The 15,671-nt window shown below is 38.3% G+C and carries 15 protein-coding genes; 14 read left to right on the top strand and 1 reads right to left on the bottom strand.

Annotation, left to right across the window (positions count from 1 at the left end):
• Nucleotides 1–55: 55 nt before the first annotated feature.
• The 8 genes from NSQ59_RS18990 (at nucleotide 56) to fabG (ending at nucleotide 7,408) form a co-directional block, all read left to right on the top strand.
• Nucleotides 56–1,216, top strand: coding sequence for a substrate-binding domain-containing protein (locus NSQ59_RS18990; RefSeq protein WP_437177119.1), 1,161 nt, complete (start codon nucleotides 56–58; stop codon nucleotides 1,214–1,216).
• A 157-nt stretch (nucleotides 1,217–1,373) separates the two neighbouring features.
• Complete coding sequence (locus NSQ59_RS18985; protein WP_126647977.1) at nucleotides 1,374–2,141, top strand: ABC transporter ATP-binding protein; 768 nt, start codon at nucleotides 1,374–1,376, stop codon at nucleotides 2,139–2,141.
• The gene (locus NSQ59_RS18980) at nucleotides 2,125–2,832 is read left to right on the top strand and encodes an ABC transporter ATP-binding protein (protein ID WP_126647978.1); all 708 of its coding nucleotides are present in this window, start codon (nucleotides 2,125–2,127) and stop codon (nucleotides 2,830–2,832) included. Before NSQ59_RS18985 ends, NSQ59_RS18980 begins: the two co-directional genes overlap by 17 nt.
• Nucleotides 2,833–2,851: 19 nt before the next feature.
• Nucleotides 2,852–3,712, top strand: a complete 861-nt coding sequence (locus NSQ59_RS18975) for a branched-chain amino acid ABC transporter permease (protein ID WP_340832426.1) — start codon at nucleotides 2,852–2,854, stop codon at nucleotides 3,710–3,712.
• Between the two features lie 63 nt (nucleotides 3,713–3,775).
• A complete protein-coding gene (locus NSQ59_RS18970) occupies nucleotides 3,776–4,720 on the top strand; it encodes a branched-chain amino acid ABC transporter permease (RefSeq protein WP_126648017.1) in 945 nt (314 codons plus the stop codon).
• Nucleotides 4,721–4,735: 15 nt separating this feature from the next.
• Complete coding sequence (locus NSQ59_RS18965; protein WP_055740824.1) at nucleotides 4,736–5,761, top strand: 3-oxoacyl-ACP synthase; 1,026 nt, start codon at nucleotides 4,736–4,738, stop codon at nucleotides 5,759–5,761.
• Nucleotides 5,762–5,764: 3 nt separating this feature from the next.
• Complete coding sequence (gene phaZ / locus NSQ59_RS18960) at nucleotides 5,765–6,655, top strand: intracellular short-chain-length polyhydroxyalkanoate depolymerase (protein ID WP_340832425.1); 891 nt, start codon at nucleotides 5,765–5,767, stop codon at nucleotides 6,653–6,655.
• Between the two features lie 12 nt (nucleotides 6,656–6,667).
• Nucleotides 6,668–7,408 carry a 3-oxoacyl-ACP reductase FabG gene (fabG, locus tag NSQ59_RS18955; protein ID WP_340832424.1) on the top strand — a complete coding sequence of 247 codons (741 nt, stop codon included), beginning with the start codon at nucleotides 6,668–6,670 and terminating at the stop codon, nucleotides 7,406–7,408.
• A 267-nt stretch (nucleotides 7,409–7,675) separates the two neighbouring features.
• Here the strand turns inward: fabG and NSQ59_RS18950 are convergent, their stop codons facing one another.
• Nucleotides 7,676–8,152 carry an NUDIX hydrolase gene (locus NSQ59_RS18950; RefSeq protein ID WP_055740821.1) on the bottom strand — a complete coding sequence of 159 codons (477 nt, stop codon included), beginning with the start codon at nucleotides 8,150–8,152 and terminating at the stop codon, nucleotides 7,676–7,678.
• Nucleotides 8,153–8,258: 106 nt separating this feature from the next.
• Between NSQ59_RS18950 and NSQ59_RS18945 the strand changes: the two genes are divergently transcribed.
• The 6 genes from NSQ59_RS18945 (at nucleotide 8,259) to NSQ59_RS18920 (ending at nucleotide 15,589) form a co-directional block, all read left to right on the top strand.
• Nucleotides 8,259–9,752, top strand: coding sequence for an acyl-CoA synthetase (locus tag NSQ59_RS18945; protein ID WP_340832423.1), 1,494 nt, complete (start codon nucleotides 8,259–8,261; stop codon nucleotides 9,750–9,752).
• Between the two features lie 130 nt (nucleotides 9,753–9,882).
• The gene (locus NSQ59_RS18940; RefSeq protein ID WP_055740820.1) at nucleotides 9,883–10,671 is read left to right on the top strand and encodes a TIGR00266 family protein; all 789 of its coding nucleotides are present in this window, start codon (nucleotides 9,883–9,885) and stop codon (nucleotides 10,669–10,671) included.
• A gap of 178 nt (nucleotides 10,672–10,849) precedes the next feature.
• Nucleotides 10,850–11,314, top strand: a complete 465-nt coding sequence (locus NSQ59_RS18935; RefSeq protein ID WP_183101930.1) for a DUF2512 family protein — start codon at nucleotides 10,850–10,852, stop codon at nucleotides 11,312–11,314.
• Nucleotides 11,315–11,806: 492 nt separating this feature from the next.
• The gene (locus NSQ59_RS18930; RefSeq protein WP_055740818.1) at nucleotides 11,807–13,255 is read left to right on the top strand and encodes a GntP family permease; all 1,449 of its coding nucleotides are present in this window, start codon (nucleotides 11,807–11,809) and stop codon (nucleotides 13,253–13,255) included.
• 43 nt (nucleotides 13,256–13,298) lie between these two features.
• Nucleotides 13,299–14,084, top strand: coding sequence for a 3-hydroxybutyrate dehydrogenase (locus tag NSQ59_RS18925; protein WP_126647985.1), 786 nt, complete (start codon nucleotides 13,299–13,301; stop codon nucleotides 14,082–14,084).
• 80 nt (nucleotides 14,085–14,164) lie between these two features.
• On the top strand, nucleotides 14,165–15,589 hold the full coding sequence (locus tag NSQ59_RS18920; RefSeq protein WP_340832421.1) for a sigma-54 interaction domain-containing protein: 1,425 nt from the start codon (nucleotides 14,165–14,167) through the stop codon (nucleotides 15,587–15,589).
• Nucleotides 15,590–15,671: the final 82 nt, after the last annotated feature.

The following is a 15,671-nucleotide window of genomic DNA, read 5'->3' as shown; positions in this document are numbered from 1 at the left end:
AAGGTCAACAAAAAGATTTTCGGTACTAATTAGTATTGTAATAGCTGCTTTATTATTGACGACTGCCTGCAGCTCTAATAAAGCAAGCGGGGGAAAAGATGACAAAGGAACCATTAAGATTGGGGTTCTTGCATCTTTAACAGGCGCCTTAGAATCCTATGGGAAGCAAACGAAAAATGGTTTTGAAATGGGGCTTGATTATGCAACAGATGGAAAACGGGAAATTAATGGGAAGAAAATTAAAGTAGTTTATGAGGACACTGAAACAAAGCCTGAGGTTGCAGTAAAAAAAGCAACAAAGCTGTTAGAAGAAGATAATGTGGATTTTCTTGTCGGATCATCTAGCTCAGCAGATACGTTAGCTGTGCTGCCTTTAGCAGAAGAGTATAAAAAAATCATGATCGTAGAACCAGCTGTTGCAGACAGTATTACAGGAGCAGATTTCAATAAGTATATTTTCCGAACAGCAAGAAACTCCTCCCAAGATGCGGTAGCGGGCGCAGCTGCGATAGCAAAACCAGGCGTGAAAATTGCTACTCTTGCACCTGATTATGCTTTTGGGCGTGACGGTGTTGCTGCTTTTAAGGAAGCGGCTGAAAAACTTGGGGCGAAGGTTATTCGTGAAGAGTATGCAGATCCTGCAGCTACAGATTTCACCTCTAATATTCAAAAAATTATAAATGCAAAACCGGATTACTTATTTGTAGTATGGTCTGGTGCTAATTCACCTTGGAAGCAAATTGCCGATATGAAGGTTCAGGATAAAGGAATTAAGATTTCTACAGGTGCACCAGATATTGCAGCATTATCCACCATGGAACCGCTTGTAGGAATGGAAGGATTCTCCGTTTACTACTATGATCTACCGAATAATAAGATAAATGAATGGCTCGTTAGCGAGAATAAAAAACGATTTAACGGAGAAGTTCCTGATCTTTTCACACCTGGCGGAATGAGTGCAGCCATTTCCATTGTAGAAGCATTAAAGAAAACTGATGGAAACGCAGATAGCGACAAGCTAATCAAAACAATGGAAGGCATGAGTTTTGATACACCTAAAGGAAAAATGACCTTCCGTAAAGAGGATCATCAGGCACTCCAAAGCATGTACGCGATAAAACTAGAGAAAAAGGATAGAGTACCATATCCTGTTCCGGTACTAATCCGTGAGCTATCGCCTGACGAAACAGCGCCTCCCATCAGGGTTAAGAAATAAAAATAACAGGAACTTCGGAAAAAAGTTTCCGGAGTTCTTCTTTTAAAAGATTGGATCTAAAAAGTTCCAAAACGAGGTTATTTTGCGTGTCAATTCGTTAATTATGTCTGCTTCAGCGCCTATGGGCTAGCGGATTTCTTTGAGGACGGTGACAAAAGTGGCAAACATTTTAGAAACAAAGCAGCTAACCATTCAGTTTGGGGGGCACCTTGCAGTGAATGAGGTGGATTTCTGCGTTGCGGAAAAGGAATTTAAATCTATTATTGGACCGAATGGTGCAGGGAAAACAACTTTTTTTAATCTATTAAGCGGACAACTAACTCCAACAAAAGGAAGTATTCTTCTTAAAGGTGAGGATATCACCTCTATGCCCCCAGCGATGAGAACCAGAAAAGGGATTGGAAGATCCTTTCAGATTACGAATGTATTCCCTAATTTAACGGTTTTAGAGAATGTAAGATTAGCAGTTCAATCGCAAATGGCGATACGGTACCAAATGCTATTTCATTTTAACAAGTATAAAAAAGCAATAGAGAAATCTTATGAATTGCTCAGGCTAGTACTTTTGGAAGAAAAAGCAGATGCATTGGCAAAAAACTTAGCCCATGGTGAAAAGCGAAAGCTTGAAATCGCCATGCTGTTAGCACTTGAAACGGAAATTTTGCTGCTCGATGAACCAACTGCCGGAATGTCTCTGGAAGAGGTTCCCGCGATTTTGAAGGTAATTCGAAATATTAAGGAGGACGGGAAGAAAACCATCATTCTAATTGAGCACAAAATGGATATGATTCTCGATCTATCAGATTCGGTGACCGTTCTTTTTAATGGCACACTGCTCGCGGATGGTACTCCTAAGGAAATAATGGAAAATGAGACCGTTCAAACAGCATATTTAGGAGGTATGCACAATGGACACTCTGCTTAAAGTAGAAAATCTCCAAACTTATATTGGACAATATCATATTTTACAAGGGATTTCCTTTGAGGTGAAAAAAGGGGATGTAACGGTTTTATTGGGCAGAAATGGCGCCGGAAAAACGACAACATTACGCAGTATTATGGGGCTGAATCCTCCGTCACAAGGAAAAGTATGCTACAAGGGCAGTGAAATACAGGGATTGTCAACCTATAAAATTGCAAATCTAGGGATTGGTTATGTTCCTGAGGATCAGGGAATTTTCAAGGATTTAACCGTTGAAGAAAATATGAAAGTAGCGATGAAAAAACAGGATACAGAAACGTTGGAAAGACTGGAATGGATCCTTCAGCTATTTCCCGATTTAAAAAAGTTTTGGAAAAAGCCTGGCGGATTATTAAGCGGCGGACAAAAGCAGATGCTGTCTATTGCCAGGGCATATTTAAATAATAACCAACTGTTGCTAATAGATGAACCGAGTAAGGGTCTCGCACCGATTATGGTAGAAAAAGTAATGGAATCGATTTTAGAAATGAAAAAGCAAACCACGATTGTATTAGTGGAACAAAATTTTATGATGGCAAGTACACTTGGAAATCGTTTTTTTATTATCGATGATGGCAGGACCGTATATTCGGGAGGGATGTCAGCATTAAAAGAGGATGAGAAGTTAAAAAGAAAATACTTGGGAATTGCATAAACAGGAGGTGAGTCCTTTCATGGCATTGTTTTTGAATTTAATGATTAATGGTCTTGCAACCGGTATGCTCGTGTTTTTACTGGCAGCAGGGTTGACATTGATCTTTGGTTTAATGGACGTATTGAATTTTGCTCATGGCGGTTTCTTTGCCTGGGGCGCTTTCAGTGCCGTTTGGTTTTATTCCTTGTCCGGCAGCTTTTTCGTGGCAACTTTAGGCGCACTTGCAACAGGCGTTATATTGGGAATCATTACGGAAAAAGTCATTATTAAACCTGTTTATGGAAACCATATTCAGCAAATTTTAATAACATTAGGATTTATGCTGGTTCTTACAGAATTCATTAAAGTGGTTTGGGGGCCGAATCAAATGGCTGCAAAAACCCCGCAAGTTTTAACCGGAAGCTGGGAACTGGGGAATGTCATCCTTATTAAATATCGGGTTTTTATTATTATTGTTGCTTTAATTGTGTTTACCTTGGTTCAAGTTGTATTAAAGAAAACAAAAATAGGATTAATCGTTCGTGCGGGAGTTATGGATAAAGAAATGGTGCAGGCACTCGGCATCAATATAAAAAAAGTATTTATGTTTGTATTTATCGTGGGGTCAGCAATGGCTGCTCTTGGTGGTGCTTTAATGGCTCCTTATTCTGGAGTTGTTTATGCAGAAATGGGGATGGAATATGCAATTTTAGCATTTAATGTCGTTGTTATTGGCGGAATGGGAAGTTTTTCAGGTTCATTGTTCGCGGCAATATTAGTCGGCTTATCCGGTTCATTCATGGCATATTTTGTTCCGGATCTTTCTCTTGCCGTTAATATGCTATTGATGGCCATTGTCCTAATCTTTAGACCACAAGGCTTGTTCGTATCTAGGGGGTGAAAAGGATTGAAAAGATTAGGAAGTATTTCACAAATATCCCTCATCATTATCTCTGTTTGTTTAATGGTAATTCCATTTGTTTATGAATCAAGAAGTACGCTGATTTTATTAACACAAATCTTTATTTTTGCTATTTTTGCGATGAGCTATGACATATTGCTTGGATTTACTGGGATTGTTTCATTTGGTCATGCTATGTTTTTCGGAATTGGAGCCTATACAACCGGGATTTTACTCCAGCGAAATGAACCGACAATGGGGCTTTTTCTCCTATCTATAGTCGTTGGAATAGTAATTTCTGCAGTGGTAAGTTATATCGTCGGGCTAATGACACTACGGCTAAAAAGTCATTTTTATGCGATGCTAACCTTGGCTTTTGCCAGTCTTTTTCAGGTTGCTTCCGAAAAATGGCGCACCCTTACATTTGGGAATGATGGATTTACTTTCAGAATTCCGGAAGTACTGATTGACCGAACAACATTTTATCTCATTTGTCTTGTCCTAATGATCATCATTTATTGTGTGCTCCAGCGTTTTACGCATTCTCCAATGGGAAGTGTTTTACTTGCTATCAGGGAAAATGAGCAGCGTGCAGAATCTCTGGGCTATAAAGTGCTTCATTATAAGATAATGGCAAGTATTATTTCAGGCGTTACGGCATGTCTTGCCGGTTCTTTATATACCACATCCTTACGTTTTGTGAATACGAGTGTATTTACAATGGATACTACGTTAGATGCATTATTAATGACCATTATCGGCGGCGTTGGTACATTGCTCGGACCTGTAATCGGTGCGGGATTAATTGAAATTGCCCATCATTGGTTAAGCGGTTTGGCAGAAAAGTACCCAATATTCGAAAGATGGATTATCTTCTTTGGGATTATTTATATATTAGCAGTTATGTTTTTTCCAAAAGGGATTGTTGGGTCCATTCAAGGATGGAAGGCTGAAAAGCGTGTTAAAAGGGGAGCCAATGTGAAACAAGAGAAGAAAATAGCAGGGTAATGCGAGGTGGTAAGAATGAAAATCGGAATATTGAGCACAGGGATTTATATTCCAGAACAGTTTATAACAGGAGAAGAGATTGCAAAACGTGCAGGAATCCCACCAGAAGTGGTAGAAATGAAAATGGGAATCAAAAGGAAGCCTATCCCTGGAGACGAGGATCATACATGTCAAATGGGCATTCTTGCTGCTAAGCAGGCAATTGATAGGGCAGGCATTGATCCTAAAGATATTGATCTCATTATCTATATTGGGGAGGAGCATAAAGAATATCCGTTATGGACTGCTGCAATTAAAATGCAGGAGGAAATAGGAGCTTACCATGCTTGGGCTTTTGATGTGGCTCTGCGCTGCGGAACAACAATCATGGCCATGAAAGTAGCGAAAAGCATGATGATGGCGGATCCTGCTATTCAAACCGTGCTTTTAGCTGGAGGTTATCGTAACGGAGACTTTATCGATTACGGAAATGAGCGTACAAGGTTTATGTTTAATTTAGGTGCCGGCGGCGGGGCAATGCTTTTACAGAAAGGATTAAAGAGAAATATTTTATTAGAATCAGAGATTATGACAGATGGATCTTTTTCGGAAGATGTAGTCGTAACAGCGGGGGGCACAAAGCAGCCAATCACATATGAAGTTTTAGAAAAGGGCCTATACAGGCTTGATGTTCTCGATCCGGAAGGAATGAAACGCAGACTGGAACAAAAATCGATGGATAATTTTTTGAAGGTAGTTCGCGGGAGTCTTTATAAAAGCGGATATACGGAAAAAGATATTAATTATGTCGCTATGCTCCATATGAAGAGATCTGCACATCAATATGTGCTAAAGGAACTTGGATTATCGGAGGACCAGTCTATTTATCTTGAAAATTATGGACATATTGGGCAGATCGATCAAATATTATCTTTAGAGCTGGCAGAAAAGGAAGGAAAACTTCACGGTGGGGATATTGTTGTTTTAGTAAGTGCAGGAATTGGATATGCATGGGGAGCAACTGTTATTAAGTGGGGAAACAGTTTAAATAAGGGGGAATAAGAGATGACTGTTGTGATGAAAAAGGTTGAATTGCCAAATGGAGAAACATTGAGTTACCGGGAACGCTCAGGCGGTGAAGAACTAGTATTACTCATTCATGGGAATATGACCTCCTCGAAGCATTGGGATGTTTTAATCGAGAAAATGGCCCCTTCATATAAGCTTATTGCCGTGGATCTAAGGGGATTTGGAGATTCGACCTATCATAAGCGTATAAAGGGGATTAAAGACTTTTCCGATGATGTGAAGCTGTTTGTCGATGCTTTAGGGCTCCGCGATATTACTATTATAGGATGGTCAACAGGTGGGGCTGTTGGGATGCAATATGCTGCGGACTATCCTGATGATTGTGGGAAGCTTATCTTGTTAGCATCAGCTTCTACACGGGGGTATCCTTTTTTCGGAAAAAAGGAAGATGGAAGCCCGGATTTTGAAAGACGGTTGGTCAACATAGAGGACGTCGAACGAGATCCCGCAACAATTGCTGTTCAAGCTGCATATGACAATAATGATCGTGAATTTTTAAAAGCACTTTGGAATGCTTTGATTTATACACATAATCAACCAGATGCATCCTTGTATGAAGAATATGTCGATGATATGAGAACCCAAAGAAACTTAGCAGATGTGTATCAAGCCCTGAATACATTTAATATAAGTCCTGTTCACAATGGTTTAATCGAGGGTACCAATAAGGCTGCAGCCATTCAAATTCCTGTTCTTATTTTACGAGGGGAAAGGGGTTATGTGGTAAGTGATGAAATGACAAAAGAAATTATTCAGGACATAGGGGATAATGGAAGATTTGTCGAATTAAAGGATTGTGGACATTCTCCATTAATCGATAACTTAGATTTATTAGTGGATAAAGTGGAACAGTTTTTACAGGAGTAGGAGGAAATGAATATGCGTTTAAATGAAAAAGTAGCTATCATTACCGGCGCTGCAGGAGGAATTGGTTTTGCCGCAGCGCAAAAATTTGCAAAAGAAGGGGCAAAGGTTGTCATTGCGGATTTTAATGAGGAAGAAGGAAATGCAAGAGAAGAGGAATTAAAGGCTCATGGACTTGAAGGAAAATTTATTCAAGTAGATGTATCAAATCGCGAGAGTGTCAATCAAATGGTATCGGAAGTGCTGGAGACATACGGTAAAATTGATGTTTTAATCAATAACGCGGGTATTACAAGGGACTCTATGCTGGTAAAAATGAAACAAGAGGACTTTCAAAAAGTACTGGATGTTAATTTAACTGGTGTATTCAATTGCACGCAAGCAGTCGTTCCAACTATGATTGAACAAGGAAAAGGGAAAATTATCAGCACATCTTCTGTAAGCGGGGTATACGGGAACATTGGGCAAACTAATTATGCCGCAGCGAAAGCCGCTATTATTGGGATGACAAAGTCATGGGCGAAGGAGCTTGGGCGCAAGGGAATCAATGTGAATGCAGTCGCACCGGGATTTACGGAGACCAATATGGTTGCAACTGTTCCGGAAAAGGTGATTGATTCCATGAAAGCAATGATTCCTTTACAACGTTTAGGGAAACCGGAAGATATCGCAAATGCTTATCTATATTTAGCATCGGATGAATCCGACTATGTTCATGGTACTGTTCTTCATGTGGATGGCGGGATTATGATGTGAAAATGAGGACCAATCTTAAATGATTGGTCCTTAAATATCCTTTTTTACTTTTTATATGGAAGTAGATTTATTAACTTGAGAGCATACCGGACACCTGTTCCGTTATATGTGACAAAACGGGCTAATTCCCTATGTTTGCGGACAGAGGATCCGTTATTTAGCAAAAAAGTAGTTTTTTCCTTGTGTTTTTACATGAATAACGGAACCAGTGTCCCCTTAATCCTTAAAAGTAGGGCATTTAATCAAAATTACGGATTCTGAGTCCGCTTAAAATATTGTAGTTCCATTTTTATAATGTTTTTCTAAAAATTCCTTCAAGATTCCTTTATGACTTCCGATCATTTGAGCTGGTAATTCCTCAGGTTTAAAATATTGAAGCTGTAGGGATTCATTTTGATCCATGGTTATATTTCCTTCCACCTTATTTGTGTAATAAGCAACTGTTACAACATAAAACTCATCACCATTTTCAGCGACGGCAAAGTGGTTTGCACCGGAATATACATTAATCAGGTTTAAATCATGGACTTTTAAGCCTGTCTCTTCCAAAACTTCTCTGCAAGCGGTCTCTTCGACGGACTCTGCCAGCTCCATTAAACCACCGGGAAGTCCCCATACCCCATTCGGATATGTACGCTGCTGCATTAGAATTCTTTTTTGTTCATCTAAAATTATTACCACTGCACCAACAAAAATAAGCGGCCGATGCCCAACAATAGCTCGTAAATCTTCAATATAACCCATTTTATTACTCCTTATTTTCGACTATTTATGATTAGTATCTCATGTTGTAACTACTTTGTAACTCTTCTTTTTACAATAAAAAGAAAGAGAGAAGGGAGAGTCAGCGGTGGAATTGGATTGGATTTCAAGTCGGACACGATTAACGCCTAATAAAATGGCATTAATGGATGTTACTAATGATACATCTTTAACATATAGCGAATTAAATGAAAGAGCAAACAAATGGTCAACCTTTTTTGCGGAAAAAGGGATTGAAAAAGGTGACAGGGTTACATTGCTTGCTTCTAATCAAAAAGAAGTTTTTGAGATTATGTTTGCGTGCGGCAAGCTAGGAGCGATTTTTGTTCCTCTTAACTGGAGATTATCAGTAGATGAATTAAATTATATTCTTGAAGATTGCAATCCTAAACTTCTTCTTTATAACGAAAAATTTTCAGAAACTGTTTCACATTTAAAAAATGTAAAGAACAACTTTGCATTGAGGGATATTATACAATCAGATATAAGAATAAGTCAGCCATTTGACATTTTGCTTACAGAAACAGATCCATGGCTGATGATTTATACAGGGGGAACAACAGGTAAACCAAAAGGGGTTATTTTATCCCACCAATCGATTATTTGGAATGCGATTAACACAATTATCAGCTGGGGATTAACGAGTGAAGAGGTTACCCTTAACTATCTCCCGTTGTTCCATACTGGAGGAATAAATGCCTTATCTGTTCCAATTTTAATGAATGGTGGAACGGTAGTGATCGGCGATCAGTTCCATGCTGAGGAGGCTGTTCATTACTTAAATAAATATAAGTGTACGATAGCATTGTTTGTTCCGACCATGTACCATATGATGGTCGGAACGAAAGGATTCCAAGCATCAACGTTCCCAAGTATGAAGGTCTTTCTTTCCGGAGCAGCCCCATGTCCTTTATCCATCTATGAAAAATTTTTTGCGAAAGGACTGCCATTTAAAGAAGGTTATGGTTTAACAGAAGCAGGACCGAATAATTTTTTCATTTCTCCTAATGATGCAATATGGAAAAAAGGTTCTGTAGGAAAACCGATGGCGTTTAATCAAATTAAGCTTATAAAGATAGATGGAACGGAAGCAGGTACTGACGAGGTTGGCGAAATTCTTATTAGTGGGAAACATGCTTTCAAGGAATATTGGAATAATCCAATAGAAACAGCGGAAGCCTGGAAGGATAGCTGGCTTTATTCAGGCGATTTAGGAAAAAAAGATAGGGATGGTTATTATTATATTGTCGGCCGTAAAAAGGATATGATTATCACTGGCGGAGAAAATGTGTATCCGCTTGAAATTGAGCACTGGTTATGTGAGCACCCTGATGTGGATGAGGCAAGTGTCGTGGGACTATCAGATGAAAAATGGGGTGAGCGAGTGATTGCATTTATTGTCTTGAAAACTGACCGAATTGGAAAGGAAGAAGAGCTGAAAATTCATTGCTCTCAAAAATTAGCAAAATACAAAATCCCGAAGGAGTTTGTATTTTTGCAGGAATTGCCAAAAACGCATGTCGGGAAAATTGACAAAAAGTATTTAAAGGAACAATACGAACACAATTGGAAGAACGCTTAGTATTAGGCGTTCTTTTTAAAACGTAAGAAAAAATGAAACATTTTCGCCACAAAAACAGTTAACAATATTAGCAATTCCAATCCTCAATATTTTAAAATTATATTATGACCAAGAAAATGGAGGAAAATATATGAACAACCATGAAATTGATTACAAAATTTATGGCGATGATATGCAATTTGTCGAAGTGGAGCTTGATCCCGGGGAAACAGTAGTAGCAGAAGCGGGAAGTTTAATGATGATGGAAGATAATATTCATATGGAAACAATCTTTGGTGACGGCTCCAATAGTTCTTCCGGTTTAATGGGCAAGCTTTTTAGTGCGGGAAAAAGAATGCTGACGGGTGAGAGCTTGTTCATGACAACCTTTACGAACGAAGGATATGGTAAAAACCATGTTTCCTTTGCTGCTCCGTATCCGGGAAAAATCATTCCAATGGATTTAAGTGAATTAGGCGGAAAAATTGTGTGTCAAAAAGATGCTTTTTTAGCGGCAGCTAAAGGAGTATCGGTCGGCATTGAATTTCAAAGAAAGATTGGAACAGGCTTCTTCGGCGGTGAAGGCTTCATCATGCAAAAGCTGGAAGGAGATGGCTTGGCATTTATTCATGCTGGAGGGACGATACATAAAAAAGACTTAGCACCTGGTCAATCGCTGCGTGTTGATACAGGCTGCTTAGTAGCAATGACAAAGGATGTTGATTACAGCATTGAATTTGTGAAGGGAGTAAAAACCGCATTATTCGGAGGCGAAGGACTATTTTTCGCTACCTTAAGAGGACCGGGCACAGTTTGGGTACAATCCCTTCCATTTAGCCGTCTTGCTAGCAGAGTATTTGCAGCAATGCCGCAAGTTGGCGGTTCGAAGGATGAAGGCAGCGTAGCGAAAGGATTATTTAATTTATTTGATGGTGATTGATGAGTAGGGCGATAATAGCCCTATTTTTTTTATGTTTAGGAAATAGAACTTTTGTTCCATTGTATTGCTTCAGATAGTAATAATTGATTTTTCTCTGTCTTTATCCAGTTAGCATAAATACTTCTAGTAATAATTTTTCCATATTTGTTCAAAATACCTCTAAAAGGAGGTTATTTACTTGAATCATGCTAAAGCATTTATCTTAAAATTTATTGCTACATTTGTTGTTTTGTATATTATTCTTGGTGTAGTATACAACATGGCGTTAAGAGATGTTTTCTTTATCTCATTAGTTTTAGGTGTAGTTGCATATATCTTAGGTGATTTGTTTATTTTACCTAGAACAAACAACACAATGGCCACCATATCTGATTTTGTCTTATCTTTAATTGTGATTTGGGTATTAGGTAAGGCTTTAGGATATGACCGAAATTTATTATTAATCTCTTTCATTAGTTCTGTGGTCGTCACTGTATTTGAATTTTTCTTCCATATCTATGTTGCCAAGTTATTTGATACCGGTAGAGAGCGAAGAGATGAAATAAACACAAATCAACGTAATTTGAAATATCAAACAGAGACATCAGAAGAAATTTACCCAGTTAGTCCAAATCAGGATAATGATACAGATAAAGACAGATAAGTAATCCTTCTAATACCCAATTTTATTGGGTATTTTTTATGGAAGTGAAATCGAAGGATTGTCTGAAGAAATTTTAAGCATGGATCCATGTCTTATGATGTTCTGTCCTATTAGAGTCTTGCTGCATCATTTCACAGTGGATAAGGGTATTACTATTTTTGTCAAAGACGACGAAATCTGTACGTTAACGCAGCGTCGTCACGCAAAAAACATCCGATAAAAAATTCCGTAACTCTGGAATAATTCCGGGAATACGGAATAATTGTTCTGTCAAATTTCCGAGTTTTCGGAATCTTTAACGATCCTTTTACCTAATATAATAATTATTCTCATATTTCACCCTGAATTTTACGATTGGCATAAAAATTGCATATTAATTATGAGCTGGGAGTTAAGCAGTGGAGGTGAATGTATCACTGAAATGTAATCGCTTTCTGAAGAGCTGTTAATCACGAATCTTAGGGAAAATTTAACTTAAAAAGGGGATATCTGATGGAAATAATTATTATTCTTTTAGCACTCGGCCTTTTAATGTTTGTTGCGTACCGAGGCTTTTCGGTCATTTTATTTGCTCCGATTTGTGCGTTGTTTGCTGTCTTATTAACGGATCCTAGTCATGTTTTACCGTTCTTTTCTAATGTCTTTATGGAAAAAATGGTTGGGTTTATCAAAAATTATTTTCCTGTCTTTTTACTTGGCGCCATTTTTGGAAAGGTGGTCGAAATGTCCGGACTTGCCGAATCCATTGCAAAAACAATCGTCAAGATCGTTGGAGCAAAAAGAGCTATTTTTGCTATCGTCCTTTTAGGAGCCATTTTAACCTTTAGCGGAGTAAGCTTATTTGTTGCTGTTTTTGCCATCTATCCATTTGCAGCCCATTTATTTCGCGAAGCCAATATTCCGAAGCGCTTAATTCCAGGTACGATCGCACTCGGCTCTTTTGCCTTTACGATGGATGCTTTACCAGGGACACCGCAAATTCAGAATGTTATTCCAACCTCTTTCTTTAAAACCGATATTTATGCGGCGCCAACCCTAGGGATTATTGGATCTATTTTTGTCATAATATTAGGTCTTTTATATTTGGAATCTCGAAGAAAGAAAGCAGAAAAAGCTGGGGAAGGCTATTTAGGTTTTAAGAATGAAGAATTAGCTGCTGCGAAGGAATCTGGTTCTCCTTTAGCATATGAACCTAATTCGATGCCTGATTTACAATCAAACACATCTGTTGCCCGTCAAATACTGGCCTTTGTTCCATTAGTACTAGTAGGAGTTATGAATAAAGTATTTACCATTTTCATTCCAAAATGGTATCCTAATGGTTTTGATTTTTCCGCTATCGGTTTGAAGGCGTTTGGAACGGTTGATGTATCTGCGGTTGCGGCCATTTGGGCGGTAGAAATGGCATTGATCGTTGGGATTATTTCAACCATTCTTTACGATTGGAATAAAGTGAAGACTAATTTTAAAGAAGGACTTAATACCAGCATTGGCGGGGCATTATTAGCAACCATGAACACTGGTGCAGAGTATGGATTTGGCGGAATCATCGCTGCCTTACCGGGATTTACTTTAATCAGCAACGGAATATCACATACTTTTACAAATCCATTAGTGAATGGTGCCGTTACTACGACTACATTAGCAGGTATTACAGGATCCGCTTCCGGAGGGATGGGAATTGCGCTAAGTGCGATGGCAGATAAATATAACGCAGCAATCGCCCATTTTAATATCCCGCCAGAAGTAATGCACCGTGTCATCGCAATGGCATCAGGCGGTATGGATACGCTCCCTCATAACGGAGCAGTTATAACTTTACTAGCCGTAACAGGATTAACACATAAACAATCGTATCGAGATATTTTTGCTATCACGATTATCAAAACACTTGCAGTATTTTTTATTATCGCACTTTATAGTATAACTGGTCTTGTCTAATAGAAAATTTCAAATAAATTAATCATCTTAAGGAGGAGCTACAGTGGAAAATAATTTATCTGGAAGAGTCGCTTTTATAACTGGTTCAGCTAGTGGAATTGGTTTAGAAATTGCGGAAACCTTTGCACGTGAAGGTGCTAAGATTGTTATTTCAGATTTAAATGAAGAAAAGAGCGATACAGCAGTTCAAAAACTTAAAGATCAAGGATACTACGCCACCTCTTTTCCATGCGATGTAACAAATGAAGAGAAATTAACCGATGCACTTGACCAAACGATAAAGGAATTTGGCAGACTAGACATTCTTGTCAATAATGCCGGCTTACAGCATGTTTCACCGTTAGAAGAGTTTCCTACAGAGAAATTTGAATTAATGATTAAAATAATGTTAACTGCCCCTTTTACAGCTATTAAACATGTATTTCCGATTATGAAAAAGCAAAAATTTGGGCGGATTCTTAATATGGCCTCAATAAATGGATTAATTGGATTCAGCGGTAAAGCAGCATATAATAGTGCGAAGCATGGGGTGATTGGTCTTACGAAGGTAGCAGCGTTGGAGGGAGCGGAATACGGAATTACTGTTAATGCCTTATGTCCCGGTTATGTTGATACCCCGTTGGTTCGCAATCAGCTGCAAGATTTAGCCAATACGAGAAATGTCCCTTTTGAAAGGGTAATTGAAGAAGTAATCTTTCCGCTAGTCCCGCAAAAAAGACTGTTAGACGTTTCTGAAATTGCGGATTATGCAGCCTTTTTGGTAAGTGAGAAAGCAAGAGGGGTGACAGGTCAAGCGGTTGTACTAGATGGTGGCTATACGGTACAGTGAAAATTTGAAAAATAAAAAAATTCTCCCCTCCTTTGCTATAATAGTTAATATAAAATCTTGAACGGATGGGGAGAAATACGATGAATTTAGGAATCGGCAGACTTCCATTTAAGTGGCTGGATGAAATCGTCAATCTTGCAGCTGAAAGAATTGTCGTTGTTGATCGCGACGGTATTATTCGTTATATTAATCCAGCTTATTGTGAATTTCTTGGAACAACAATTGAGAAAGCAACGGATCAACCGGTACAGGATATTATCGAAAACTCACGAATGCATATTGTAGCGAAAACTGGTCAGGCTGAATTAGCCGCAATTCAGCCTATCAATAACAGTGAAATGATTGCAAATCGCTATCCTTTGTATATAGAGGAAGAATTAGTTGGCGCCGTAGGAACTGTAATGTTTAAAAATCCTCAAGAGTGGTGGGAGTATTCGAAGAAAATCCAGCCAATCCTCGATGAACTAAACTATTATAAAAACAATTTTGAAAAAGGGTTAACTAGTAAATATACATTCTCTGATTTAATTGGGACAAGCCCCGAATTTATAAAATCTAAAAAGCTAGCTGAAAAAATATCGGTCAATCATTCAGCTGTATTATTAATAGGAGAATCGGGAACCGGCAAAGAATTATTTGCCCATGCCATACACCAAAATAGTCCAAGGCAGCATTTCCCATTAGTCCGTATTAATTGCGCTTCCATACCTGAACATCTGCTGGAATCAGAATTATTTGGATATGAGGAAGGCGCTTTTACGGGAGCGAAAAGAGGAGGAAAAAAGGGGAAATTTGAATTAGCAAACTATGGAACTATCTTTTTGGACGAAATAGGTGATATGCCATTAGCTATGCAAAGCAAACTGCTTCGGGTTTTACAAGAAAAAGAAATCGAACGGGTAGGCGGGCAAACACCGATATTTATTGATGTAAGAATTATCGCTGCAACTCACCGAAATTTAGAGAAAATGGTAGAAGAGGGTAAATTCCGTCAAGATTTATACTATCGGCTAAATGTGATAAGAATTGAGATTCCGCCTTTAAAAAATCGAAAGGATGATATACCCGCAATCGCAACAAATCTCCTAAGAAAACTAGAAAATAGATTCCATCGGCAAGGGGTGGAAATGTCTTTCGAAGTTTTAAACAAACTTATGAACCATAAATGGCCGGGAAATATACGCGAATTAGAAAATGTGCTGGAACGTGCCATTAATGTTTTAGAGGGTACCAACAAAATAGAAATGAAACATCTCCCATTATATTTACAAGACGATCAAATCTATATGAATGGATATCAGGTTTTACATAATGAAAATAGTCAAAATAATATAGATGGAATCGAAACTGTTCGTCCATTAAAAGAAACACTAGCCTTTGTGGAAAAACAAGCTATTTTAAAAGCCTTGAAAATTACAAACGGAAATAAGCAAAAAGCAGCAAAGCTATTAGGAATCGGAAAAACAAAATTATATGATAAATGTAAATGGTATCAAATTAAGTAGCATGAAAGGTTGTGCTACTTTTTCTTTTTGAAAAAACATTGAATAGGTTAAAGCGATCCTCTTTTTAGCAGCAAAGCAGGTA

Origin of the sequence: Margalitia sp. FSL K6-0131, from assembly GCF_038008735.1 — a bacterium.
Classification (GTDB): Bacteria; Bacillota; Bacilli; order Bacillales; family Bacillaceae_C; genus Margalitia; species Margalitia shackletonii.
The sequence above is the reverse complement of the archived record's forward strand: the minus strand, read 5'-3'. Positions and strand labels throughout refer to the sequence as shown.